We start from the raw sequence: 26046 nt of genomic DNA on the forward strand, positions 1-26046 counted from the left end.
GGAATGCGATGTCAGCAAATCGGTAAAATAATCGGTCAACTGCGGTTCGGACAGGTCATCGATTTGTTCATCGAAATACTGACCGATACGCCGAATGGCACGGGCGTAAGCCTCTATCGTCTTGGGCTGGAGCCCTTTGAGCTTAAGGTGTTTAAGATGGGTTTGATAATTGCGCTTGAAATCGGATGTGGATGATGTTGTCATTGCCGAGTAACCTCATGATTCGTCGTGGAATGATCCCTCTCAGTGAGGGCTTGAGGTTACATTCTATAAATAATCAGGCGCTGGGGCTTTTTCTCCGCGTAGCGGCTTCGTCCAACATATATTTATGCATAATAAATGTATCCAGATAACAATAAGTATTGCATCGCTTATTCAAATTTGCATTTGAACCACAGCATTAGATTATGCTTGAGTCATTAGCGAAGCAGCAAGGCATACTCGGTTGCGGCCTTTCTGCTTCGCTAGATATAGCGCTTGATCGGCTTGATGAAAGATTGATTGACCTATTGTATCGGCAAGATCAGCAGTATCTGGATTGTCCAAAAGCGCTTTCTTTAATTCGGCAGGTAAGTCGTCAGGATATACGGCTAAGCCAATGCTGGCGGTAATTGGCACAGTATCGCCATGCTGATTTTTAAGCGTCTGCTGCTCAATTTGCTGGCGAATCCGTTCGCCAATCATGACGGCTGCTGTCGAGCGGGTATTGGGAAGCAAAATACAAAATTCTTCACCGCCATGGCGAGCTACCTCATCATATTCGCGAATGCAATCGGCAACCTGCAACAGTACTATGTCTCCAAAATCATGGCCATTATGGTCATTAACTTGTTTGAAGTGGTCCAGATCGAGAATCATCAGGGCAAAAGATAGTGCGCTATCACGCAGGCAGCGTTGGATTTCTCGGTTCAGGCAACGTTGAAATTCAGTGGCAGTCAGCAAATTGGTGCGGGCGTCGAGCCGTGCTTTTTCCATTACCAAGCGTAGGTGATCAGGTTTCAGTACCTGGGCTTTATGAGCGAACCCTCTGATCCACTGCCGCAAGCGTTCGCCATCAGTGACTCCGTGAGCGTCCAATAAAAAGTAGCCGGCATGATGATAATCAGTCGGTGCAGTAATGTGGATGTGATCAGCTTCAAGGGCATGATCACGGACATAGCTATATACGCCTTCAGCAAATTCGATTTGCAGGCAAGCCAGCTTTTCCTCTCCATGCGGAAAATTCAGTTTGCTGTAGACAACTGACTGGAGATCAAAATCTGCGGCAGGCTGAATGGCGGTGCGATCCGTCAATTCAACAGACTGCATTTTCCGCACAGCCAGCACAGCCGGATCACTGTAGCGCCAGAAGGAACCCACTGCCAATAGGGTCTGGTCGCGTTTGATCAGCCCGAACAGGTTAAACAGGAAAGGTTTGTCCTTGTCTTGATAATGGATGGCAACTTGCTTGTTTTTCAGCAGGGCAGTGGACAGCGTGGCGGTAATAGCATCCAGCTGGGCGTTGCTGGACAGTACGCCCTGCCAGTGCGACAGCCACAGTACTCGCTGGCTCCAGGCCGCTGTCTCTGGGCAGGCATTGACCTGTCGTTCAGCCGTTTCAAAACGGTCTTTCAATTCGTCCTGGCACTCGGCAGGCAGAAGTTCGCGCAGATAGCGGTTTGCTAAGTGGTAGAGCAGGGCTTCGGCAGGGGATGGAACTGTTGGCATTTCTATTAATTCACAATGTCGAGTAAAAAGTCATTTGCCGATTTCCTTTTTATGTACTTGGCCATCTGTTCAAGCCATATGAACGGCTAAAAGAAAAACGTAATCAACTATTTCTTCTGCTGGAGACTGTAGTTTAATTTCTGAGTATCCATAATTATCCATTAATCTTTCTAACGGCTAAGCTCCCAATATTCCAATAGGTGCATTTAATATACACTAATGTTAAGTTGCTGATTGCTTTGAGTTTACTTTTCTTAAAATTATCTTAAGAATTTTTAGTTTCGCATATTAACTTAATGACACCAATAAGACAAATGCTGCTGGTTTTAAATAAAAAATGATGAGAGTGGCTCTTTAATATATAGAAATAGCCGTGTTTTAGACTATGCTAACTTGAAGCAATCGTAACCAACTGAAGTTAGCCAATTGCTGTTGATCAATTTGTTTAACTATATAACTTCAAATAATTAGAAAAAGACTCTGTATTGAAAATGGATGTAGCAGAAAGAAAGCTAAGAACGAACTACATACTAATCGATTATGAAAATGTTCAACCACCCTCGATTTCAATAATCTCAGAACATCCTTTTAGAGTTCTGCTTTTTGTAGGCGCAAATCAAAATAAGATTCCTATCGAACTAGCCACATCAATGCACGCGCTAGGCAGTAATGCAGAATACATCAGAGTCGATGGTATTGGTAAAAATGCGCTGGATTTTCACGTTGCATTATATCTGGGGCGTCTTATTGAAAGAGAATCCAATGGTTACTTTCATATTATTTCTAAAGACTCAGGCTTTGATACATTAATCAAACATCTTCGTGATCGAAAAGTGTTGGTCCAGAAATATGCTCAAATCAATGATATTTTGATTCTTAAAGGTTCAGGAGTGAAGACCCTTTCCGAGAGAGTTACTGCGATAACCGAGTTTTTGATCAGTCGTGGAAATTCCAAACCAAGAAAAATTGCAACCCTGAGTAATGCAATAAATGCGTTTTTTGGTAAAGCCCTCTCCAGTGATACTGTTGACAGCATTATAGATGAACTAATCAAACAGCAAGTCATTATTAACGATAATGGCAAAGTACATTATAAATTATTAGAGCATTAACCCTACCAAAGCTATATGGAACATATTGACACATCCTTTGATAATATTTTTGAAAATAGCAATCTATTTCCTTGGCTCCCGTGGATAGGTAAGTACTTTTCAAATTCGAGTAAAAGGACATTAATTCTTGGAGAAAGCCTGTATAACTGGGCTGTCAAAGAAGAATCAAGAAAAAATATTCAAGAAAGAATAAATAAAAATGACCACCTGAGAATTGTACATAAGAATAATGCCATCAATTTCAAAGGGAAGTCTCCTTATGCCAGAAGTATTGAGAGGGCTATTTTCTTAAAAAAGAAGCCCACGAAATCCGATGCGGAACTTCTCTGGACATCTGTCGCTTACCATAACCTGGTATTGCGAGCTATGCCTACGAATAAAAGTCGGCCAACTTATCAAGACTACTTAGAAGGCTGGTCGGTATTTCTTAACTTGGCTGAAATAATAGGTATTGAGCAGTGTATTGTTTATGGGTTAGAAAGCAGCAAGATTGAGTCTTTTAAAGAAGCTCTAAAAAAACGGGAAATTAATTGCAAATATAATAAGCTAAAAACTAGTGTTGGCAGAAGTTATCCAAGAACTATAGAAATCGCATTAAATGGCAATAAAGTAAAATTATTATTTATTCGACATCCTAGCTCATATTTCAGTTGGAAAAATTGGGGACATATTTTAAGGAGTGAAATCGAACTTCCTCATGAACTTCCTCAAGCCCAAGGTTAAGAAATACATAGCAAGTCGTTTGATAGATAGCTCAAAGTAACCTACATAAATCATATTCAAAAAGAGAACATTCAAGAATGAATTACACTGACAGGATCTTCCCGACCAATAAAGGGCTGACAACTTACCTTGATGAGCTGATCGGCAAAAACTACCAAATTCCAACTTTTCAAAGAGACGTCGTTTGGGAACCAGAAAACGTTAAAAAACTTTGGGATAGCATCTATAAGTTTTACCCTTTAGGAAGCATAAAGTGGACCCCGAAAACCGGACATTAGTTTAAGCTATGCTCTGAGCCAAATTAGAGACCGAAAATGAGTGAAAGGAAACGGAAGATTTTTACCGGAAAGCAAAAAGCCAAGGTTGCCTTAGAAGCCGTCAAAGGCATGAAGACGATCAATGAAATTGCTCAAGAACATGGCGTCCACCCGAACCAGGTGAGCCAATGGAAAAAAGAGTTGTTGGAGAATGCGGGCAGCCTGTTTGAAGGCAAGCGAGGGCCGAAACCGAACAACGCAGAAAGTAACCCTGACCGCTTATACGCCAAGATTGGGCAATTGAACATGGAGTTGGATTGGCTTAAAAAAAGTCTGGGATCGGCCTTTAAACGAACGCCAGAGCTGGATAGAACCGGGTGCCTCTGTCCCGTTATCAACGCAATGCAAGCTTCTCAAGGTGACGCGTTCAGTCATTTATGAGCAGAAAAAGCGTTTGCAGAAAGCAACAGATAAGGACGAACTCGTGTTACTGTGATTGTTGGATGAAGAGTACACCAGGCCCCCGTTTTATGGCTCGCGCCGCATGAAGCAGTATCTGGGTGAATGCGGCTATAGCGTCAATCGCAAGCGGGTGCAGCGATTGATGCAAAAATTAGGTTTGGTCGGCATGTCGCCCGGCCCGAATACCAGTAAACCGCATCCGCGGCACAAAATTTATCCGTACCGACTCCGTGGCGTTGACATTATTCAGCCCAATCAGGTGTGGAGCACTGACATCACCTACATTCGGCTACCCCGTGGATTTGTTTATCTGGTGGCGATTATCGACTGGTACAGTCGCAAGGTCCTGTCGTGGCGACTATCGAATACCATGGATGCCGGGTTTTGCGTAGATTGTTTGGAAGAGGCCATCACCCTGTATGGCGCTCCGGCCATTTTCAATTCCGACCAAGGCTCGCAATTCACCAGCGACGCCTTTACCGGCGTGTTGCTCAACAACGGCATCACGATCAGTATGGATGGCCGAGGCCGGGCATTGGATAATATTTTTGTCGAGTGGCTGTGGCGAACGGTGAAATATGAAGAAGTGTATTTAAAGCAGCACAGCAACATGCCGGACTTGTTGATGGGATTGACGCAGTACTTCCAATTCTATAACCAGGAACGCTGGCATCAAGCGCTGGATTACCAAACGCCGGATGAAGTCTATAAAGCGGCTAGAGGCGGTGGGGCAAAGATTGTGGATAAATTTAACGGTACGGCTGAAACATCAGACCTCGTGCCACCAAACTGGGACAGCGCCATTCAGCTGGAGTGTGAACAGGGCTCTATCTTAAATTAAGGTGTTTTTTGTCTGGACAATGGGGTCCACTTTAGTAATAAAATACTATTTAAACAGATTCACAATAAAGTGAGTTGTAATCTAACCATTTATTATATTTTAGAATGGAGTTTGAATGATTAACGGAGTAAGAATATTTGATACGGTTCTTGATGGCAAAAAAATCAAGGATACAATCTCAAGAAATTCAGCTGATTTTTGGAAGCCATTCTGCAAATCAGCAGGATGGGACTTTAGCCATGAACGAGTACACTCACTAAGTGATCTTGAGTACTTTTTTTCAAAGAAGATAAAGGAAAATATTTTAATCTTTTCTGGCCATGGTAACGAGGATGGTTTTTGGTTATCTAATGGTGAATGCTTTAATGGAAAGAACTTGAAAGATTTTCACTCCAAAAATCATGGAAAAGTTATTATTTTTTCTTCATGCCTGATCGGAAATAACGAAAGCTTAACTCAAGATTTTAAAAACTATTTTTCAGCTCAAGCATTGTTCTCATATCGTCATATAATGCACGACAGATTTTGTTTTTTAAATGAGTCTATCCTACTTACATCAATCGAACACAGATTCAATCAAGGCAAGCCAAGCTTTACGATAAATGATTTTATTGATTTTCAGAGTAAGACGGATTTTATGAAGAATATGAATGGGAAGCATGTAAAACTTCATCCAATGGTAATGACTTAAAAATATAATGATCAAAATCAGCTGAATAGCTAAGGCCGATGCTGTTCTGAAGCTTTAATAGTCATAAGCATAATTTCAGCGATCATGCATTGCTTTTTTTCATATTTTCCTAGTAGTTGAGTAAAATAGATTAATGAAAAAATGCCTATTATTGATAGCATCCTTTGCCGTATCTTCTGCTGCGCATGCTCATCCAGGTGGTTTAAATGCGGAAGGTTGCCATACTAACCGTAAAACGGGGGAGTATCACTGCCATCAACCTAGCAAAGCTCTCAGTAAAAATACTGGCAATTCACCGATTGAATCATTCGTCTCTACGCCAGCATCAATTGTTACCAGGCTCAATGACATTGTCAAAGTTGGCTATCAAGGCTTTACAGTCTGGCTGGATTGTAAAGAGCGCGCTCCTATAAAATTCCGCTACAATGCCCAACGCGATACCGGCAATCTGAAGCGCTATGACCGTTTTATGCTGGACCCGGATATTCCGACAGCCTGCCAACAGCTCAGTAGCCAGACTTATGGGCGGGACTACGATAGAGGACACCAAGTGCCAGCTAATCACATGGATAATTCCAGTGAGGCCATTAAGCAATCCAACTATATGACCAACATTCTCCCGCAGACCTCGCAGCTAAATCGTGGGGCTTGGCTACTCACGGAAGAGATTGTCGAGTGCTATAGGGATATCGATGAACTACTGGTGATGGGTGGCGTAATCTGGGGGGATAACGCCAAGGATGATTACTTTATGGCTTCGCATGGAGTCAGAACGCCGGATTATTTTTGGAAAGTCATCATTCGAGGTATAGGACAAGATGAGCGTGCCATTGCTTGGATTATGCCTAATTCCATTGACGCAACCAAAAAGCACTTGGATGAGTATCTGGTCACTGTCGAAGAATTGGAAAAGCGTACGGGTGAAACGATTCCTGTTGCTGATTATGCGAAGCAGGACAAACCGTCGTCTTCATGGTTGGTTCCGCAGGGTTGTAACAAGAGTTGATGTCAGATTCGAATTGCTGCTATGTGCCATTATGTATAGTAGCCAATTATGTGTAGTAGATTATGCTAAGCCACGAGTGACCGAACCTGCCGGACAAATTACTTCACATAATTTTCAATTTCAGAAACAACATAGTATTTTATGATTATCGAGCGGTCATTAACAGATGTACCGGTCAAAGCCAATTTGTAATAAAAGAAAGGGCTCTATAGAAACTTCAGTAACACGGTTGAAGACTTTTTAGGTGAAACAGCGTTTCTGATCCCTTTGCTACCGTTCTTAAAATCGTTGAAATTATGCAAAGCTCGTGGGCAAGATAGGGTCGTGGAAGCCAGACCACAACTCGCTCGCAGCAACACCGCTATACATAAAAGGAAACTTTGCATAAGAGCCAAAACCCACCAGTCGCAAATTTCCAGTGAATGGCAGGTCAACCTTCGAATGCAGGCATTCAATGATTTGTTGCTAGGCGGGCATGATTATTCATAAGCAGTATTATTGTTTTTTGCTTAGTAATTTGGCGTATTGAACTTTGCCCACTATATTTCAGAACAGTCTACGGACTTTGTTTGTAGCGAGGTAGATAATCTCTGTTTTACTAAGAACCATCAAACAGAAAGAATCATCATGCCTATCAAGCCTAAACCGCTTGTCTATGTGTACCCTTCATGTGGATAGAGGAAAACGGTATCACTATATGAATATTATGATTGTATACCCAACATCCGGCAGTAACTCCCTGGAAAGGGTGGAGCCCAACCGTCCTTACGCACTTTGCTGTAGCTGGTTTGGCAAGCTTTTTAAACGTTTAATATCTTCCCAAACTAAGTCTAACTAAAAGCAAATAGAAAAAAGATGAGTATAAATAATTTTGAAGAATCTCTCGGCGCTGAATTTGAAAACTTCAAAGTGGGGGTGAAAAAGCCTAATATCCTGCTTATCGGTGGAACTGGTGTTGGCAAAAGCTCGCTAATTAATTCTTGTTTTGGCGAAAAGTTAGCCAAGACTGGCACTGGAAAGCCGGTAACTCAATTCATGGATTCTTTTTCTTGTGACACAGTTCCGGTTGTCCTTTTTGATACTAAAGGCTATGAAGTTGGCTCTGAAAAAGAGAAAGCATTTTTAGAGGATGTTATTCGATATGCAGCTAGGGAGTTTGGCTCGTCAGAACCCGATCATTCTATCCATTTGGTTTGGTACTGTATTCAGGCATCAGGTGGTCGTATTTTAGATTTCGATATCGAAACGATTAACAAGCTTTCTGACTACGGTATTCCTGTCGCAATCGTAATTACCAAAGCTGAGTTGATGTCAGAAAATGAGTCAATTAAATTTATAGATATAATAAAGAGCTCACTATCCAATATACCAGTGTTTGAAACGAGTGCAAAAGACACTAGGCTTAAATGGCAATTTGGTGATTTATTAGAGTGGTCGATAGAAAAATTACCAGAAGCGTTGAAGATTGCATTTGCTTCTGCGCAAAAACAAAATTTGAAAATTAAACGCGCAGAAGCCATTAAAATTATTAACCAACATGTTACTGGATCTGCATTTATTGGTTTTACTCCCTTGCCAGCTTCTGATGCGCCAGTGCTTTTAGTAAATCAGGTAGGCATGATTGCTAGGATATTATTCATTTACAACCTTAATAATTTTTCAAGCATACTTAACGGCTCAATATTGACACCAATTATTGGTCGAGCCATATCTAGTAGTGGAATTTGGGTTGTAGGGCAATTATTTAAATACTTTCCGGGTCTAGGAACTATTGCTGGTGGATTAATAAATGCATCCGTCGCATTATCAATAACTTACGCCGTAGGTTTGTCTGTTACAGAATTATGCGAAGCAATCATAGAAAAAGGCCTTGAAGGAGATGTTGGTGAGTTAAATAATTTTATTGACAACCTTGCGCCATTCTTTGAGCAGCGGTTTAAAGACAACTTTAAAAATAATCAGGGATAAGCAAAAATGAATGCTCGTTATAACGTTGCTATTGTAGGTCAAACAGGTGTTGGGAAAAGTACTTTCATAAATTATCTCTACGGTGCATATGTGGCAAAAGCCGACATCGGAAAACCAGTTACTAAAAATGGATTTCATCCAGTAGAATTGGAAATAAATGGTTTACCAGTCACCCTTTTTGACTCCTGGGGTCTTGAAGTTGGAAAGCATGATCAATGGATGTCTGAACTGAGCAAAGAGCTTGATAAACGAGGCATCAATCAGTCTGCCTCTGAATGGTTTCATTCTGTTTTTTACTGTATACAAGCTGGCGGAAACAGAATACAAGATTGCGATATAGATATAATTAAAAGATTTATAGAAAATAAATATAACGTATCTGTAATTTTGACAAAATGCGATCAAGTTGGCGAAGATGACGAGAACGCCATGAAACAAACAATACAGGCGTCTATCCCAGGGATTTCAGTAATTTCAGTTTGTAGTGAAGAAAAAAAGACACGTTCTGGAGATACAAAGCCTTTTGGAAAAGTTGATGTGGAGCGCAAGGCATTTTCTGATTTTTTTGATTCTTTAATTATCCGATTGCCACTTCGATGCAATTATGTCATGAAAGAAATAAAGAAAAGTTGGCTAAGGGATGTTAAGAGCTATGTTGACGATATTTCGATGGGTGGATTTAATGATAATGCTATAAGAAGTAGAATTAAAGAGCGTAGCGAAAATTTACGCCAAACACTTCTCTCTGAAGTAAATAACGAAATCGACTCGGTTATTAAAATGTATGGGGATTTTTCAAAGAAACTGGGCTATCCGCCAGTTGACAAAAATAGCGCAGACATGGAAGCGATGAATTTTAGCAAGACTTCTTCTGAGTGGGTTTGGTACGAAATACCAGCTTTCATAATTCTTTCACCAGTCGTTATAGTCTGGGGGCTTTTTGCGGGTAAATCCAATTGTAAATCTGATTTATTAATAGAAATTAGTACTGCCCAATCAAAAGTCGATAATTATATTGAGGAACAAACCAGAAAAATTAAAGAGATGCTCCAAGAATCAAAGGCTAAGGTATTGTGACTGGTTGTTCTCTATCGGTTTGTTGCCATTTGAAAATATAACTGAAAGACCGCAACGGGTCGCTATGGTAAGCTTACCATAGCGACCCGTTGCGGTCTTTCACTCGAATTCTTTGAATAGCAGTAATTAGCGATATTGTTACATATTTGGCTAAGGCTCTTATTGGATTTCGGGGAGATATCCGATCCTATTTAAAACCTTGAATTTGAGGTTCAGTATCGCCATATAGGACGGATGATTGCCTTACCTCAGCTATTAGACAATGCCAAATGCTTTGAAACGGTTCGCGCCCTGCGCTGGCCGGATAAAGTGTCTTGCCCCCATTGCGGTTCAGAAGCCATTATCAAGCAGGGCGAGGATGATACCCAGCCTGAACGACAGCGCTATAGTTGCAAAGCCTGTCAGCGCAAATTCGACGATTTAACCGGTACGATTTTCGCGGGCCACCATCAACCGTTGAAACTCTGGGTGCTGTGCTTGTATTTTATGGGCTTGAACTTATCGAACGCGCAAATTGCCCGCGAGTTGGATTTAAATGAAGCGGACGTTCAGCAAATGACCCAGCAGTTGCGTTCAGGGATCGTCAGCAAAAGACCGGCGGTAGTACTGGAAGGCGAAGTCGAATGCGACGAAGTTTATGTGGTGGCTGGACACAAAGGCCAACCGGAAACCGTAAAAAAAAGGCCGAAAAGGTTGGCGTAACCGCTTAAAAGGCGCTCGTGGACGCGGCACGCTGGCCAAGGAAAAGCCGCCGATATTGGGCATGATTCAACGCGGCGAACAAGTGGTTATTCAGATGCTGGACAATGTTCAGCAAGCGACCATCCAGCCTGTGATTCAAAGCACCATAGCGCCAGGCACGCTCATTTACACCGATGAATACGCGATTTATGACCGCCTGGAGCAATGGGGATACGCTCGAAAAAGCGTTTGTCATGGTGTCGCGCGATGAGGATGGCGATGGGTTTTATGAAGTACATGTGAACACCATGGAAGGTTTTTGGTCGCTGCTGCGTTCCTGGTTACGCCCGCATCGCGAGATTTCTCAAGCGCATCTGCCCATTTATTTAGGCTTTTTCGAGTTTGTGCATAACGCCAGAAAACGCGGTAAAGCGTTATTAAGTTCACTGTTGGAGCTGATTATCAGCTAGCTCACCGGAATCCATTATGAGCCTTAAATAAATATTGTGGTTTACCTGGTACTTCTATCAGCATAGGAAAAAACAATGCAATATTAAGTGTCTAGCAAAAAGTTAGCGTGTATTTTGAGCCAAACCCAGCGCCGATTTCATCAATGGCCAGATCAAGTTCATCCGGTGTAAATGTTTTGAAAGGCAGCCATTCATATTTCATTTTGTGCCACAGCATTTCAATGCGGTTCAGTTCAGGGTTGTAAGGCGGCAGAAAATAAAGTCGCAGACCTCTCTGCTAATAAATCCCAGTAAGGTTTCAGTTTCTTGGCGGTGTGAATGGACGCATTGTCCAAAATCACCGCCAAGGGTTTGTTGACTCGCATTGCGTCCTACGCTATTTCACGCTTACTCACTCTGGCAGTTCAGAGCCACCTCTTTGTCAATCCATCGGACATATTCAAGCTCTTTGCTAAAGTCAAGCTTGTCTAATTCGGCTAGCAATGCGGGTGTTTCTTTATCATCAATATAATGAACCTGGCCGACAGTTTTTCCCATGAAATCTCGTCCGGATAATTGTTCAATAATGGCATCGCTAACCTGTTTTAAACTTAATTCGGTCGAAAAGGTATGGCGAAACGAATAAAAAACTTTTTTATTTTCTTTGTAAATACCGAGTTCTTTCAGATAAGTGCTGTTGAACCAATCGCCGATCGGTCTTCCGTAACCCTCTCTTTCCGTCCAGTTTGCCAGCTCATCAAATAATCGCTTTTGACTCCGTGATTTGACAAAATCAAGCAAACCTATTTGTATCAGGTGGGGATGGACAGGCGTTTTTCTGATTCCGTTGGCGGTCTTTACTTTTTTGTCTGCTGAATTTTCGTTGAAATCAAAAACCCAGATGCCGTTTTTGCATTGATGAATATCATCCACATACAACGCGGCAATTTCTGCTCTGCGCGCTCCGGTGTATAGGGCAATCAAGGGCGCCCAAAACTGATAGGTTGACTTATATTGACCGTCCGTGAAGATTGAGGTGGAGAAAATTGTTTTAAGCTCTGATCGAGTAAAAGAGTGGCGAGCCTGATTCTTCTTCTGTTTTTTATCTCGCTTAACGCTCAGATCATTGAAGGGATTGAATTGGTGGTGATCGAGTTCGTTAGAGATCCACTGGTAAAGACGGCTATATAACTCTAAGTGATCATTAACTGTCTTGGCGGAAAATGTTTGTGTTTCAAGCCCTAAGTTCAAAATTTCGTCCACCGTTTGATTTCGATAATGGGCAGATTTAGAAGGTAATTTTTTAATTTTTGCCAAAACCGTCTTCGCCTCTTCTCGGGTGACAGCGTTCGCCGGTTTATCGCCCAAAATTTCGATGAGTCGTCGGAAAAACGTTTGGTATTTAGAAAGTGTATGGGAGTTGATCTTTTCGCTGGATAACTCCAGTTCTTTAAAGAACCGATCGATGACTTCGCTGAGAAGGCGCGTGCAGGATGATGAAGGGGAAACAACGGGCAGGGCGGGGGGCTCCTTGGCTTCCGGTATCAGCTGCTCGGCGTTGGGTGAGCTGAGATGGTTGCCCATTGCCGCTTTTATAATCGCTTCGATTTGTTGGGCTGATAAGCCTGCATCCTTAAAAGCGACAATATCTTCCGGGGTGAGTTCGACTTTTTTGTTGCCTTGACTATCTGATTGAACAGTGAAACGTAGGATTTTCTTAGGGTCCGGTAACCGCATTAATTTTATGGCTTCCTTGGCAAGTAGATTACTAAAGTAATAATCATACTGTTCAGCCCTGTTTTTTGCATCATTTAAGTTGGTAGTTTTAAGTGAGACAAAAAATTCTCTTTGTTGGAAAAGGTGCTTTAGTAACGAGGGGATGCGGCGCCTATAATAATAGGTCTTGTGGCGGAGCGTCAGGTAGCTTTGGTCGGATGAGGGGATGAGCATTATTTCTCTCCTGGTCGACACTGCTGTGTAGCAAAGTGTGTAGCAGTTTGTGTTATGCGGAGAAATTTTGCTCGCTTGACTCTTAAAAAGAGTAAGATTTACAATGAGTTACTTTGGTGCCGAGGAGAGGACTTGAACCTCCACTGGGTTGCCCCAACTAGCACCTGAAGCTAGCGTGTCTACCAATTTCACCACCTCGGCTGAGGAAAGCTGTGTAAGCTAAGTGAGACGCGTACTATACTGCCTCATTATGACTCTGTCAAATAATTTATTAAATTATTTAATAGCTGATGCTACGCAGGCAATTGTTCACTCGTCAAATGGGTTGCAGGATCGAATTTAATCCGGCCTGATATGCCTCCAGCTTTCTAAAAGGCAGTATGGCTTTGTTGAATGAGAATTTATTCGCACCTACGCGAGCAGCAGCGCCGCTTTCGGTAAAGGATGCTCAAGAGCCGGTGCTTGGGTACGGCAAAAGGGATGAAAACCGTCCATGCCTGACATCAATTAATAGGGTTTATTTTGTAGGTTTAAGGAACCACTAAATGACTGAGTCTCTCCAAAGCAGGAGAGTGGCAATTTCATATCATCTATGAAAAAAGTGAGGGGACAATGAATCAGGTTTTCCGAAATAATTCCGGGTTCGATTTCATCAGTAGCCCGCATAAAGGGAGAAATTCCTTGTATAAATTCAAAAGTTTTTTCTTTCCATGCTAATCGATATACTAATGTAATGTATTATATGAGCATTACTTACAGTATCCATCATCTTACATTCCATTAAATAAATGACAGCGAAGTCGAAAAAAGAAGTTGATTTTAGTTCAACAACCGATCCATATGCTCAGCGCGAAGCTGAAAAGTATGAGAACCCCATTCCCAGCCGTGAACTGATACTGCAACTTATCGAACAGACAGGTCGGCCTATGCGGCGCAAAGAAATTGCGAAGGCATTTTCGCTGGTGGAGGATGACCAGTTGGAAGCCTTGCGCCGCCGTTTGAGAGCCATGGAAAGGGATGGGCAATTGATCTTTAACCGAGCGCAGCAGTATTGTCTGGTCAATAGCAGGGATTTGATTGCCGGCCGCGTTATCGGCCATGCCGACGGTTTCGGTTTCATCAAGCCGGATGATGGGTCCGATGATCTGTTTCTGTCGCCGCGGGAAATGGACCAGCTGATGCATAACGACAGGGCGGTTGTACGCGTTTCAGGGGTAGACAAAAAAGGCCGCAGGGAAGGCGCCGTCGTTGAAGTGCTTGAAAGGAATACGCACCAAGTGGTAGGGCGACTCTACAAGGAAAGAGGCTTCACCTATGTAGTGCCGGATAACAAGAATATCTCCCAGACAGTACTGATTGAAAAAGGCAATGCCGGAAAAGCAAAAATGGGGCAGATTGTTGTTGCCGAAATCCTTGAGCAGCCGACTAAACTACGTCAGCCTATCGGCAAGGTCATCGAAGTGCTGGGTGACCATATGGCGCCGGGCATGGAGATTGAAATGGCCATTCGATCTTACGAATTGCCGGACACATGGCCTGACAATCTGCTGGAAGAAATCAAATTCCTGAAGGATGAAGTGCCGGAATCGGCAAAACAGAATCGGGTCGATTTGCGGTCAATTCCATTAGTCACTATTGACGGCGAGGATGCCCGCGATTTTGACGATGCGGTTTATTGCCAAAAGACGCCGACCGGCTGGAAATTACTGGTGGCGATTGCCGATGTTTCTCATTATGTGCAAATTCATTCGGCTTTGGATGCGGAAGCTCAGAACCGCAGTACATCGGTGTATTTTCCGGAAAAAGTCATTCCCATGCTGCCGGAGATCCTGTCCAACGGATTATGTTCTCTCAATCCCGATGTAGACCGGTTATGCATGGTCTGCGAACTCTACATAAACCAGCAAGGCAAAGTCATCAGGTCGCGTTTTTTTGAGGGGGTAATGCGCTCGCATGCCAGATTGACTTATACCAAAGTGGCCAATATGCTTGTCGAGGGCGACAAGGCATTAGCCAAGCAATACCAAGCCTTGATGCCGCACTTGCAGAATTTATACGCGCTATACAAAGTCTTGCGCATAAGCCGCGAACAACGCGGCGCGATGGATTTCGATACGCAGGAGACACGTATCGTTTTCGGTCCGGACCGTAAAATCGAAAAAATAGTGCCTGTCGTGCGCAATGACGCGCACAAGCTGATTGAAGAATTCATGATTACCGCGAACATGGCCGCGGCACGTTTTTTAAATCGTAACAAGATGCCCAAGTTGTTGCGGATACACGATGGTCCGAGCCCTGATAAATTGCTGAGTTTGAGAAGTTTTCTTGGCGAGCTGGGCCTAAGTTTGGGAGGCGGTGCCAAACCGACCCCGCTGGATTATATGCATTTGCTCGATTCGGTCAAAGACCGGCCGGATGCGCATTTAATACAGACTGTTTTATTGCGCTCCATGTCCCAGGCGGTCTACAGTCCTGAACTAAAAGGCCATTTCGGCCTCGCACTGGAAGCCTACGCCCATTTTACCTCGCCTATCCGGCGTTATCCCGATCTGCTGGTGCATCGCGCCATCAGGCATTGTCTGCAGGGCAAAACCGCGCAGAATTTTCACTATGGCATTCCCGATATGGTGACGCTGGGCGAACATTGCTCCGCCAATGAGCGGCGCGCCGATGACGCGACGCGCGATGTGGTCAACTGGTTGAAATGCGAATATATGATGGATAAGGTCGGCGAGGAATTCCCCGGCATTATTTCATCAGTTACCTCATTCGGTTTATTTATTGAATTAACTGAGATTTATGTCGAAGGTCTGGTCCATATCAGCAATCTGGCGCAGGATTATTTTCATTTTGATCCGACCAGCCATCAGTTGCTTGGCGAAAAAACCGGTATCCGCTATCGCTTGGGCGATAGTGTCACGGTCAAGGTGGTCCGCGTCGATCTGGATGAAAAGAAGATTGACTTTGAACTGGTGCATAAGCAGGCGGCGTTGAGCAAACCTAAAAAAAAGCGGCGTAGAAGTAAAAAATGAAGTTAACCAAATTATTCGGTATTCATGCGGTGCAAGCCGCTCTGGATTATTCACCGAAAAAAATCAACAAAGCCTGGGTGGACACGCAACGGCAAGACAAGCGTCTGATGCAGGTGATTGATAATTTGTTGTCATTGGGTATAGAACCGGAAAAAACCGACCGCAAGAAACTCGACCGGTTTGCCGAAGGCAAGAATCATCAAGGTATCGTGATCGAAGTGGAAATGCCGGCCGAGCTGTCGGAAAGCGACTTGAAGCAAGCTGTGGAAACATCATCAGGCACACCCTTATTGCTGGTGTTGGATAACGTTCAGGATCCGCACAACCTCGGCGCCTGCCTGCGAACGGCCGATGCCACCGGTGTACAGGGCGTGATCATCACCAAGGACAACGCTACCGGCATTACGCCGACGGTTTGCAAAGTCGCCAGCGGCGCGGCCGAAACGGTACCTGTCTATCAGGTGACCAATCTATCCAGAACCTTGCGTTGGCTGAAGGAACAAGGCATATGGATCATGGGAGCTACAGGCGCCGCGACGCAGACCGTTTATCAGACCGATTTGACGATGCCGCTGGCTATGGTAGTCGGTGCCGAAGGCAAGGGCCTAAGGCGACTGACGCAGGAACAATGTGATTTTCTGGTTAAACTGCCCATGCTGGGACAGGTGGAAAGCCTTAATTTGTCGGTCGCTACCGGCGTATTGCTTTATGAGGCTATGCGGCAGCGCTCGATATAAACATGATGGCAACAAAGCAACGATTATGTCTTGAAGGCACCGATTTGAGGTGCGTTCGTGATGACAAAACTCTTTTTGAAAGATTGAATTTCGCCTTATTTTCAGGTCAGGTTCTATTGCTGGAAGGCAAAAATGGCAGCGGTAAGACGTCGCTGCTACGCATCTTATGCGGGTTTCGCGAGCCGGATGCCGGTGAAGTTCGCTGGTGCGGCGAAGCGGTAAACGATAGTCAGTTTTACGCGCAGATGGCTTATGTCGGTCATTTGGACGGCATCAAAAAAGAATTGACCGTGATGGAAAATTTAAAGATGGCATTGGCCTTGAGCAAGCCCGGGTTGTATTCGATTGAGGCGGCCCTGGACAAAGTGCATCTGGCCGGTTTCGATGATGCGCTGGTGCAGACCCTGTCGGCAGGCCAGAAAAGAAGACTTTCATTGGCCCGGCTGCTGATCACCGACAACCACTTATGGATTCTTGACGAACCTTTTACCTCGCTCGATAAACAAGGGATTGCCCTTATTGAAACTTTAATGGTCGAACATGTTGTCAAAGGCGGCATGATCATTCTGACTTCGCATCATGATCTTGATCTGCATGATGTGGATGTGCAACGTATTAATTTATCCTGATGTCTTTATCTCGTGCATTTTATGCCATTATCCGGCGCGATCTGGTTCTGGCGCTACGGCGTCGCTCGGAAATGGCCAATCCGCTGTTGTTTTTTGTTCTGGTGATTACCCTGTTCCCTTTGGGGATTGGCGCGCAACCGAACTTATTAGAAGCCATTGCCCCGGGCATTATCTGGGTTTCGGCATTATTGGCAGCCATGCTGTCGCTGGATAGTCTGTTCCGCTCGGATTTCGACGACGGCTCCCTGGAGCAGATTTTATTGAGCCCGCACCCGACCTCGGTTTTGGTCCTGGGCAAAATAATCGCGCATTGGCTAGTGACAGGCTTGCCACTGCTGCTTGTAGCGCCGTTGCTGGCCGTTTTTTTGGGCATGCCTGATTCGGCATTAAGCGTCTTATTGCTGACATTGCTGTTGGGAACGCCGGTACTGAGCTTGATCGGCGCTATCGGCGTCGCGTTAACGATAGGTCTGCGTCGGGGCGGCATGCTGTTGTCTTTATTGGTTCTGCCTCTGTATGTGCCGGTGCTGATTTTTGCCGGTAATGCGGTGGAGATGGCCGGTAGCGGACTGCCCGTGGATGCACAGATCAGTATCTTGATATCGATTTTATTGCTGGCTTTGGTCCTGGCGCCTCTGCCGGTGGCCGCGGCACTAAAAATGAGTATTAACTGATGATATTTCGTAGAATATAGCCGGTCCGTTTATGGATCAGGAGGAATGCGATATGGGCTCAGCTAAATACCGCTCGGTTTTTTCGCCTGCGAGCCGGCAAGAGCGAAAAGAAAACTTTGAGCATTACTGGCAGTTTACCCAGCAGCACAGCGGCGAGTTATTCGAAGAGGAAAAGGATTTAGCCAAAAAGCGGGACATACTCAAGCATTTTCAGGATAATCCTGTCCAATTGCGCCGGCCGCTTGCCGATCCGGATGCTTTTTATCGTAATTATGTCGATATGCGGGATGATCCGAAGTCGCTCGATCGCATGACGTTAATGCTGACGAGCATTTATAAATTTGCCCGCCATGAATGGGTCGGCATTAAAGGCGCATGGGATGCCATGCCGGACATGGCAAATTTGCAGACGGTCGAAGACAGGATCAGCCGCGTGCATTTAGCCGAGGAGTTCTGCCATGTGCGCCTGTTTCATGAAATGCTGTGTACTTGCGGTCTTGATCAAGTGGAATGGGTGCCCTTAAGTCCGGTTAAAGAAAAAATTTATGAGCAGTTTCCCAAACTTCCGGCCTTTTTGATGAATGCACCGGCATTTGTTACCGAACTGATGGGCGTGACTTTCTACTGCCATTTGTATCAGCTGTTTGATGATATTCTGGCTGACGAACCGGAAGTGTGTGATCGCTTAAAAGAACTGCTGGATGAAATTACCATTGATGAAGTCGCGCATGTCGGACAAAGAAGAAACTTTATCGGGCCGATAGGCATGGAGGCTTCAAAGTTGCTGGTCAAACCCTTTTATACATTGTTCTTTAAGGATATTCCCGAAGTGAGCCAATTGCTTGATGTTGACGAGATGATTCAGGACGGCATTGGCTTTGATTTCAATGAATTGCCTGAATATATGATTGAGCGTAGTTGGATACCGACTTATTGCAAGGCATGAAAACCGGGCTGCAGGGCTGTTAAAGCGGCTCCGTGGCCTTTCACTTTTGTCTCGAACCTTGTTTCGTTTTTTGCTTGTTCATTATGTTTTTAATTCCAGATCCAATCGTTAGATTCTTTCATCGCATGGCTTCTCCGCCGCATTTTTATGCCCTTACCGAGCGCTTGATGCCGTGGCTGGTGGTTATTTTCCTGTTGTTGCTGGCGGCGGGCCTCTATGGCGGATTGTATCTGGCGCCACCGGATTACCAGCAGGGCGATAGCTACCGCATTATTTATATTCACGTGCCCAGCGCCTGGATGTCACTGTTTATTTATGTCGTTATGGCGGTTGCAGGCGGCATAGGCCTGGTCTGGCGAATCAAGCTGGCGGAGATTGTGGCCGTCAGCAGTGCGCCGGTCGGCGCCGGTTTTACCTTTATCGCGCTGGTGACTGGCTCGCTGTGGGGCAAACCGATGTGGGGAACCTGGTGGGTCTGGGATGCGCGCTTGACCTCCGAACTGATTCTGCTGTTTTTGTATCTTGGCGTTATCGGTCTTTACGGCGCGATAGACGACAAACGCACGGCATCGAAAGCCGTGGCGATTCTGGCGCTGGTCGGCGTGGTCAACATACCCATTATTCATTACTCCGTGGAGTGGTGGAATACCTTGCATCAAGGCCCGACCGTGACCAAAATGGACAAGCCTTCCATTCATGTCAGCATGCTGATACCGCTGCTGCTGATGGCGCTGGCCTTTAAATTTTATTATTTGATTGCAATGCTGCAACGCGCCCGTATCGAACTGCTTTCACGCGAGCGCAATGCGTATTGGGTCAAATCCATGATTTCATTGGGAGCAGAACGGTGAACTGGCAGGAATTTTTCGCGATGGGCGGTTACGCCTTCTATGTCTGGACCTCTTACGCGGTCACTTTCATTGTATTGCTGGCCAATGTCATCATTCCCATTGTGCGGCGCAAACAGTTCTTGCGCCAGCAAGCTTTAAAGCAGAAACGACAAGGTACGCTATGAAACCAGCCAGAAAACAACGTTTGATGCTGATCGTCCTGATGCTGATCGGCGCCGGTTTTGCCGCCGGTTTTGCGTTGAAATCATTCAATGAAAATCTCATGTATTTCTTCTCCACGACCGATGTGGTCGAAGGCAAGGCGCCCGAGAATGCCTTGTTCCGCCTGGGCGGCATGGTCGTCAAAGGCAGTGTCGAGCGTCCCGGCGACGGACTGACGGTGCATTTCAAGCTGACCGATTTCAGTAAAGAGGTGCCGGTTGAATATACGGGCATACTGCCGGATCTGTTCCGGGAAGGCCAGGGTATCGTGGCGCACGGCCGGCTCAATGCCCAGGGTATCTTTGTCGCCGAGGAAGTCCTGGCCAAACATGATGAAAACTACATGCCGCCGGAAGTGGCCGGCAGTTTGAAAACCGGCATGAATCAGGCGACAGGACAAGAATAATGATTGCGGAACTCGGGCATTTCTCTTTGATCCTGGCGTTATGCATGGCCGTCATTTTAGGCACGCTGCCGATTATCGGCGCTTCGCGCGCCGTCGCCGGCTGGATTGCCGTGGCCAGGCCCGCGGCCTACGCGCTGGTTTTATTTATGGCGATTGCATACGGTTGTCTGACTTACGGCTTCCTGACGCATGATTTCTCGATCGCCTATGTCGCCTCCAATTCCAACACGGCATTACCGGTCCTGTATCTGATTTCCGGGGTCTGGGGCGCGCATGAGGGCTCGTTATTGCTGTGGGCGCTGGTGTTGTCGTGCTGGACCGGTCTGGTTGCGCTGTTCAGCCGCACGATTCCCGATACGACCGTGGCCAGAGTGCTGGGCGTCATGGGACTGGTCGCCATCGGCTTCATTCTGTTTTTGCTGCTGACCTCCAACCCGTTCGAGCGCCTGTTTCCCGCGCCCGCGGAAGGGCGCGACCTGAATCCGCTGTTACAGGACCCGGGGCTGGCGATACACCCGCCCATGCTGTATATGGGCTATGTCGGTTTTTCGGTCGCCTTCGCATTCGCCATCGCGGCTCTGCTGGAAGGCCGCCTGGATGCGGCCTGGGCGCGCTGGTCCAGGCCCTGGACCAATATCGCCTGGATGTTCCTGACGCTGGGCATTGCCCTGGGCAGTTGGTGGGCTTATTACGAGCTGGGCTGGGGCGGCTGGTGGTTCTGGGATCCGGTGGAAAATGCCTCGTTCATGCCCTGGCTGGTCGGGACCGCGCTGATTCATTCCCTGGCGGCGACCGAAAAACGCGGCGTCTTCAAGACCTGGACGGTATTGCTGGCGATTTTCGCGTTTTCCTTGAGCTTGCTGGGGACGTTCCTGGTGCGGTCCGGCGTGTTGACGTCCGTGCATGCGTTTGCCAGCGATCCGGCCAGAGGCCTGTTCATCCTGATATTCCTGGCTATCGTCGTGGGCGGCTCGCTGTTGCTGTATGCAGTCAGGGCGCCTTCCGTCAAGAGCAGCGCGACTTTTGAACTGGTGTCCAAAGAGTCGGTGATTTTATTGAACAACGTCCTGCTCGTGGTGACGGCGGCCAGTATCCTGCTCGGCACTTTGTATCCCTTGATTATCGACGCCCTGGGGCTGGGCAAGATTTCGGTCGGCCCGCCTTATTTCAATGCCGTGTTTATTCCCCTGATGGCGCCGCTGTCGATTGCCGTAGGGCTGGGCGTATTGTTGCGCTGGAAAAGGGACGATATCGGCGCGATTGCCTTGCGCGTGCGCTGGGCGGTCATGGCTTGCATTGCCGGCGGACTAGTGGTTCCTCTCGCCATGCCGTTTTATTCCTGGGCGGCGGTGCTGGGTACCACGCTGGCGTTGTGGACCGCGGCGATCACGGTCCTGGCCTTTATGGAGCGGGCCGGTGCCCGGGGCTATTCATGGCAGCGGCTACGGAGCGTGCCGGCCGGCTTTTACGGCATGACCGTCGCGCATCTGGGCATCGCGGTTTTTGTGATCGGCATTACCTTCACCACCGTTTACAGCGTCGAGAGAGACGTGCGCATGACGCCCGGCGAGACGCTGGACATGTCGGGCTATTTGTTTGAGTTTCATGGCGTGCGCCAATCCGAAGGGCCGAACTACCGCGCCGAGCAGGGGCTCGTTACGGTCAGCCATAACGGAGCGCAGGTCGCCCGGCTGGAGCCGCAGAAACGCGTTTACCGCGTGCAGACCATGCCGATGACCGAGGCGGCGATCGATGCCGGCCTGTTCCGTGACCTGTTTGTGGCGATCGGCGAGCCGCTGGGTGATAAGGGCGCCTGGAGCCTTCGCATTTACTATAAATCGTTCATTCGCTGGATCTGGCTGGGCGCCGTGTTCATGGCGGCGGGCGGCTTGTGGGCGGCCTTCGACAGGCGCTACCGGTACAAGATCAAAGAGGCAGGGTAAAAAGCCTTGCACGCCATAACCTTTATGGATGAGACATGCTTAAATACATTATCCCGTTAGTCATTTTTATCGTCATGGCCGTGTTTCTGGCCGTGGGTCTGAACCTGAATCCGCGCGATATTCCTTCGCCATTGATCGATAAGCCGGCGCCGGCGTTTTCGGCGCCCAAACTCGGCGCGCCGTCGGAAACATTAAGCCAGACCGATCTGAAAGGTAAAGTCTGGCTGTTCAATGTCTGGGCGTCCTGGTGCGTGTCATGCAGGGCCGAGCATCCGGTTCTGAATCAGCTGGCAAAGCAGAAAGCGGCCGTCATCGTCGGCCTGAATTACAAGGATGAATCGGATGCGGCGAATAACTGGCTGGCTCAACTGGGCAACCCTTACGACGTGAGCATCATGGACCAGGATGGCCGTATCGGCATCGATTGGGGCGTTTATGGCGTGCCGGAAACCTTTGTCATCGACAAAAAAGGCGTGATCCGCTACAAGCACACGGGACCTGTGACTTCCCAGGACGTCCAGACCATTTTTCTTCCCTTGATCGCTAAATTACAGGCCGAGAAAACATGAGAATTTTAATGCTGGTCTTGTTGCTGACCTTGTCCGGTTTTGCCGGCGCCCGTGTTGAATATAAGGAATTTGCCAATGCCGAGCAGCAGCAGGCCTATGACGATTTGATATCGGAGTTGCGCTGCCTGGTCTGTCAAAACCAGACCATTGCCGATTCCAATGCCGATCTGGCCAAGGATCTGCGCCGGCAGGTCTATGAAATGCTGCAGCAAGGCAAAAGCAAACAGGATATCGCCGATTTCATGACCCAGCGTTATGGCGATTTCGTTCTGTATAATCCGCCTTTCAAGGCCAAGACCGGCCTGTTGTGGATAGGGCCGTTCATGTTCCTGGCTATCGGCCTGATAGCCGTATTCGTATTCGTCCGGCGCAATAAAACCCGGGCGGCGGCCCCGATCAGTGCCGAGAGGCAGCAAAAAATACAAAGCTTGCTGGAAAAAGGTGATAACTCTTGACTACGATATTTTGGACGCTGGTCAGCCTGCTGGTGCTGACGGCTTTTTTGATTATCCTGCCGCCGTTATGGCGCAAACGCGAAGCGGCGGCGGCCGATCTGGATCAGCGCAATATCGTCATCGCGAGGCAGCGGCTGGACGAACTGCAAGAGCAACTGCAATCAGGGGCATTGACCCGGACGCAGTATGAGGAACAGCGCGCCGAGCTTGAAGCCGCATTAAGCGATGATCTCGAGATCCAGAGCCATGTGAAAGCCTCCGGCGCCCAGGGCCGGTGGATGGTTTTCGTGCTGGTTCCGCTGCTGCCGCTGGCGGCGCTGACCCTGTATGCGGGGCTGGGCAATTATCCGTCTTTAAACCAGTCCGCCGCGACGTCGGCCATGCCCGGGCCGGAGGAAATCGACCGCATGGTGGCGGGCCTGGCGGAGCGCATGAAGAGCAATCCCGACGACGCGCAGGGTTGGCTGATGCTGGGCCGGTCGTATAAATACCTGCAGCGCTACCCCGAGGCGGCCGAGGCCTTTGCACAGGCCCACCGCTTGCTGGGCGATCAGCCGGAAGTGCTGCTGTCCTATGCCGATGCACTGGCCATGGCCAGTGACGGGCGGCTTTCAGGAAAACCGGCCGAACTGGTGTTCAAGGCGCTGGAACTGGAGCCGGAAAACATGACCGGCCTGTGGCTGGGCGGCATGGCCAGGGCGGAAGCGGGCGATGTGGCGTCGGCGCTGCAGATGTGGCGCAAGCTGGAGGCCTTGTTGCCGCCGGGCTCTGAGGCGCAGAAGGAAATCCAGACCTTGATGGCCAATGTCGAGAGCCGGATGCCCGGGGCCGATAGGCAGGCCGAAGCGGTGGCGCCAGGCATCGATGTGGAGGTGAGCCTGTCGCCCGAACTTCAGGCGGCAACCCGTCCCGAGCACACCGTTTTCATTTATGCCCAGGCGCTGTCCGGTCCGCAAATGCCGTTGGCGATCGTTCGCAAGCAGGTCTCGGATCTGCCGTTGACCGTGAATCTGAACGACAGCATGGCCATGATGCCGGCGATGAAATTATCACGCTTTGAGCAGGTTAAACTGATCGCGCGGATATCAAAATCCGGCAAAGCGACGCAAGAGCCCGGCGATCTGATCGGAGTGATCGAGCCCGTGGCCCTGGCCGACCGCAGCGTCAATAAAATCACGATTGATAGCGAAGTAAAATGATGGATCAATCTATAAAATTCGATCTGGCCCTGATTAATCGTTATGACAAGGCCGGTCCGCGTTATACCTCTTACCCGACCGCTCTGGAACTGCATGAAGGCTTCGGCGACGAGGCCTACCGCGAACATATTGCCAAGTCCAATGCGGCGGGCGGACCTTTATCGTTGTATTTCCATATTCCGTTTTGCGATACGGTCTGTTTTTACTGTGCCTGCAACAAAATCGTCACGAAAAACCGCGACCATGCGCAGCCGTACCTGGACAACCTGTATAAGGAAATCGCCATGCAGGGCGATTTGTTCGACCGCAACCGGGTCGTCAACCAGCTGCACTGGGGCGGCGGCACGCCGACTTTCCTGAGTTTCGAGCAAATGCAAAAGCTGATGCAGGTGACGCGCGCGCATTTCTCGCTAAGGGACGACGATCAGGGCGAATACTCGATCGAAATCGATCCGCGCGAGACTGACGATCGCACCATTCATCAGTTGCGCGAACTGGGATTCAACCGCATCAGCCTGGGGGTTCAGGATTTTGATCCGGCCGTGCAAAAGGCCGTCAATCGCCTGCAAAGCGAGGAGCAGACCTTCGCGGTTCTGGCCGCGGCCCGGGCCGCGGGGTTCCGCTCGACCAATATCGACCTGATTTACGGCCTGCCATTGCAGACGGTCGCCACATTTTCCAGAACGCTGGACAAGATACTGGCCGCCGTGCCGGACCGGTTTTCGATCTTCAATTACGCTCACATGCCGGCGCGCTTTAAAACACAGCGCCAGATCAACGATGCCGACCTGCCGACAGCCGACGTCAAGCTCGACATTCTGCAAATGGTCGGGCAGCGGCTGACGGAAGCGGGTTATGTCTATATCGGCATGGACCATTTCGCCAAGCCCGATGATGAACTCGCCATCGCGCAGCGCGAAGGCAAGCTGTACCGGAATTTCCAGGGCTATTCGACGCATTCCGACTGTGACCTGGTGGGGCTAGGCATTACCTCCATCGGCCGGGTAGGGGATGCCTATGTCCAGAATGCCAAAGAACTGGCCGAATACGATAAGCTGATCGGCCAGGGCCGGCTGCCGGTTTTTAAAGGGGTTGAGCTCAACGATGACGACAAGCTGCGCCGCGCCGTCATCACGCAGCTGATCTGCCATTTCGACCTGACGTTTGCAGCGATCGAGCAGGCATTCGACGTCGATTTTCATGATTACTTCGCCGATGAACTGAAAGCCCTGGCGCCGATGCAGGACGACGGCCTGCTGACCGTCTCGGAACAGGTCATCCATGTATTGCCGGCGGGCCGGTTATTGATCCGCAATATCTGCATGGTATTCGACCGCTATCTGGCGCAAAAACAGCAGCAGTTTTCGAAAGTGATTTAACTGATTTTATGTAAATTACAAAACGTCAGTTTGTAGATGGTATGCATCGCATACCATCTGATGTTACGCATGGGCCGTTTTTTATCCTGCTTGCCGCGCTG

The 26046-nt window shown here is 47.7% G+C and carries 27 protein-coding genes, 1 tRNA gene and 1 pseudogene; 24 read left to right on the forward strand and 5 right to left on the reverse strand.

The genetic code is table 11. The features are described 5' to 3' along the window. A partial coding sequence (locus EK22_RS19635) for a phage integrase N-terminal SAM-like domain-containing protein (RefSeq protein WP_036253860.1) occupies positions 1-204 on the reverse strand: 204 nt, incomplete at its 3' end. A 201-nt stretch (positions 205-405) separates the two neighbouring features. Next, the gene (locus EK22_RS23320) at positions 406-1707 is read right to left on the reverse strand and encodes a diguanylate cyclase (RefSeq protein WP_051961988.1); all 1302 of its coding nucleotides are present in this window, start codon (positions 1705-1707) and stop codon (positions 406-408) included. Between the two features lie 491 nt (positions 1708-2198). Between EK22_RS23320 and EK22_RS19645 the strand changes: the two genes are divergently transcribed. The 11 genes and pseudogenes from EK22_RS19645 (at position 2199) to EK22_RS25365 (ending at position 10995) form a co-directional block, all read left to right on the forward strand. Continuing rightward, positions 2199-2819: a PIN domain-containing protein gene (locus EK22_RS19645; RefSeq protein ID WP_036253863.1), complete on the forward strand. Its 621-nt coding sequence runs from the start codon at positions 2199-2201 to the stop codon at positions 2817-2819. Positions 2820-2834: 15 nt separating this feature from the next. After that, on the forward strand, positions 2835-3542 hold the full coding sequence (locus tag EK22_RS19650; RefSeq protein ID WP_036253866.1) for a hypothetical protein: 708 nt from the start codon (positions 2835-2837) through the stop codon (positions 3540-3542). 77 nt (positions 3543-3619) lie between these two features. Continuing rightward, positions 3620-3820, forward strand: coding sequence for a DUF262 domain-containing protein (locus tag EK22_RS25625; protein ID WP_036253868.1), 201 nt, complete (start codon positions 3620-3622; stop codon positions 3818-3820). Positions 3821-3856: 36 nt separating this feature from the next. Next, positions 3857-5012 (forward strand): annotated as a pseudogene (locus tag EK22_RS19665) (IS3 family transposase); the annotation flags it as partial. A gap of 205 nt (positions 5013-5217) precedes the next feature. Next, complete coding sequence (locus EK22_RS25020; RefSeq protein WP_200882632.1) at positions 5218-5793, forward strand: hypothetical protein; 576 nt, start codon at positions 5218-5220, stop codon at positions 5791-5793. A gap of 133 nt (positions 5794-5926) precedes the next feature. Beyond that, complete coding sequence (locus EK22_RS23860; protein WP_081917987.1) at positions 5927-6799, forward strand: DNA/RNA non-specific endonuclease; 873 nt, start codon at positions 5927-5929, stop codon at positions 6797-6799. Between the two features lie 855 nt (positions 6800-7654). After that, entirely contained in the window at positions 7655-8767 is a 1113-nt protein-coding gene (locus EK22_RS19680; protein WP_051961990.1) for a YcjF family protein, read from the forward strand. Between the two features lie 6 nt (positions 8768-8773). Beyond that, complete coding sequence (locus EK22_RS23325) at positions 8774-9844, forward strand: GTPase domain-containing protein (RefSeq protein WP_051961991.1); 1071 nt, start codon at positions 8774-8776, stop codon at positions 9842-9844. Between the two features lie 234 nt (positions 9845-10078). After that, a complete protein-coding gene (locus EK22_RS25030) occupies positions 10079-10546 on the forward strand; it encodes a transposase (RefSeq protein ID WP_235209456.1) in 468 nt (155 codons plus the stop codon). Between the two features lie 55 nt (positions 10547-10601). After that, a complete protein-coding gene (locus EK22_RS25360; RefSeq protein WP_235209457.1) occupies positions 10602-10796 on the forward strand; it encodes a transposase in 195 nt (64 codons plus the stop codon). Then, positions 10720-10995, forward strand: a complete 276-nt coding sequence (locus tag EK22_RS25365; RefSeq protein ID WP_235209459.1) for a hypothetical protein — start codon at positions 10720-10722, stop codon at positions 10993-10995. The genes EK22_RS25360 and EK22_RS25365 overlap by 77 nt, the downstream gene beginning before the upstream one ends. A gap of 91 nt (positions 10996-11086) precedes the next feature. On the opposite strand, the gene EK22_RS25630 is transcribed toward EK22_RS25365, so the two are convergent. The 3 genes from EK22_RS25630 to EK22_RS19710 form a co-directional block, all read right to left on the reverse strand. Next, positions 11087-11263, reverse strand: a complete 177-nt coding sequence (locus EK22_RS25630; protein WP_081917988.1) for a transposase — start codon at positions 11261-11263, stop codon at positions 11087-11089. 119 nt (positions 11264-11382) lie between these two features. After that, positions 11383-12924 (reverse strand): site-specific integrase, encoded by a 1542-nt coding sequence (locus tag EK22_RS19705; protein ID WP_036253870.1) that lies wholly within the window; start codon positions 12922-12924, stop codon positions 11383-11385. A gap of 114 nt (positions 12925-13038) precedes the next feature. Next, positions 13039-13125 (reverse strand) — tRNA-Leu (locus tag EK22_RS19710). A gap of 587 nt (positions 13126-13712) precedes the next feature. On the opposite strand from EK22_RS19710, the gene rnr reads away from it, so the two are divergent. From rnr to hemN, 13 genes are all read left to right on the forward strand, one after another. Continuing rightward, complete coding sequence (gene rnr / locus EK22_RS19715; RefSeq protein ID WP_036253873.1) at positions 13713-15956, forward strand: ribonuclease R; 2244 nt, start codon at positions 13713-13715, stop codon at positions 15954-15956. Continuing rightward, positions 15953-16693 carry a 23S rRNA (guanosine(2251)-2'-O)-methyltransferase RlmB gene (rlmB, locus tag EK22_RS19720; protein ID WP_036253876.1) on the forward strand — a complete coding sequence of 247 codons (741 nt, stop codon included), beginning with the start codon at positions 15953-15955 and terminating at the stop codon, positions 16691-16693. The genes rnr and rlmB overlap by 4 nt, the downstream gene beginning before the upstream one ends. Before the next feature lie 5 nt (positions 16694-16698). Then, the gene (ccmA, locus tag EK22_RS19725) at positions 16699-17322 is read left to right on the forward strand and encodes a cytochrome c biogenesis heme-transporting ATPase CcmA (protein ID WP_051961993.1); all 624 of its coding nucleotides are present in this window, start codon (positions 16699-16701) and stop codon (positions 17320-17322) included. After that, entirely contained in the window at positions 17322-17996 is a 675-nt protein-coding gene (gene ccmB / locus EK22_RS19730; protein ID WP_020160442.1) for a heme exporter protein CcmB, read from the forward strand. The genes ccmA and ccmB overlap by 1 nt, the downstream gene beginning before the upstream one ends. A 52-nt stretch (positions 17997-18048) precedes the next feature. Then, positions 18049-18942, forward strand: a complete 894-nt coding sequence (locus tag EK22_RS19735; protein ID WP_036253901.1) for a hypothetical protein — start codon at positions 18049-18051, stop codon at positions 18940-18942. Positions 18943-19025: 83 nt separating this feature from the next. Next, positions 19026-19793: a heme ABC transporter permease gene (locus EK22_RS19740; protein ID WP_027147434.1), complete on the forward strand. Its 768-nt coding sequence runs from the start codon at positions 19026-19028 to the stop codon at positions 19791-19793. After that, a complete protein-coding gene (gene ccmD, locus EK22_RS19745; RefSeq protein WP_020160445.1) occupies positions 19790-19957 on the forward strand; it encodes a heme exporter protein CcmD in 168 nt (55 codons plus the stop codon). The genes EK22_RS19740 and ccmD overlap by 4 nt, the downstream gene beginning before the upstream one ends. Beyond that, the gene (ccmE, locus tag EK22_RS19750; protein ID WP_020160446.1) at positions 19954-20400 is read left to right on the forward strand and encodes a cytochrome c maturation protein CcmE; all 447 of its coding nucleotides are present in this window, start codon (positions 19954-19956) and stop codon (positions 20398-20400) included. Before ccmD ends, ccmE begins: the two co-directional genes overlap by 4 nt. After that, on the forward strand, positions 20400-22343 hold the full coding sequence (locus EK22_RS19755; RefSeq protein ID WP_036253881.1) for a heme lyase CcmF/NrfE family subunit: 1944 nt from the start codon (positions 20400-20402) through the stop codon (positions 22341-22343). The genes ccmE and EK22_RS19755 overlap by 1 nt, the downstream gene beginning before the upstream one ends. Positions 22344-22378: 35 nt before the next feature. After that, positions 22379-22912, forward strand: coding sequence for a DsbE family thiol:disulfide interchange protein (locus EK22_RS19760; protein WP_020160448.1), 534 nt, complete (start codon positions 22379-22381; stop codon positions 22910-22912). Continuing rightward, positions 22909-23367 carry a cytochrome c-type biogenesis protein gene (locus EK22_RS19765; protein ID WP_020160449.1) on the forward strand — a complete coding sequence of 153 codons (459 nt, stop codon included), beginning with the start codon at positions 22909-22911 and terminating at the stop codon, positions 23365-23367. The genes EK22_RS19760 and EK22_RS19765 overlap by 4 nt, the downstream gene beginning before the upstream one ends. Further along, positions 23364-24566, forward strand: a complete 1203-nt coding sequence (gene ccmI, locus EK22_RS19770; protein ID WP_036253883.1) for a c-type cytochrome biogenesis protein CcmI — start codon at positions 23364-23366, stop codon at positions 24564-24566. Before EK22_RS19765 ends, ccmI begins: the two co-directional genes overlap by 4 nt. Next, positions 24566-25945, forward strand: a complete 1380-nt coding sequence (gene hemN, locus EK22_RS19775) for an oxygen-independent coproporphyrinogen III oxidase (protein WP_200882634.1) — start codon at positions 24566-24568, stop codon at positions 25943-25945. Before ccmI ends, hemN begins: the two co-directional genes overlap by 1 nt. Positions 25946-26046: the final 101 nt, after the last annotated feature.

The sequence above is a fragment of the Methylobacter sp. BBA5.1 genome (assembly GCF_000746145.1).
Taxonomy (GTDB): Bacteria; Pseudomonadota; Gammaproteobacteria; order Methylococcales; family Methylomonadaceae; genus Methylobacter; species Methylobacter marinus.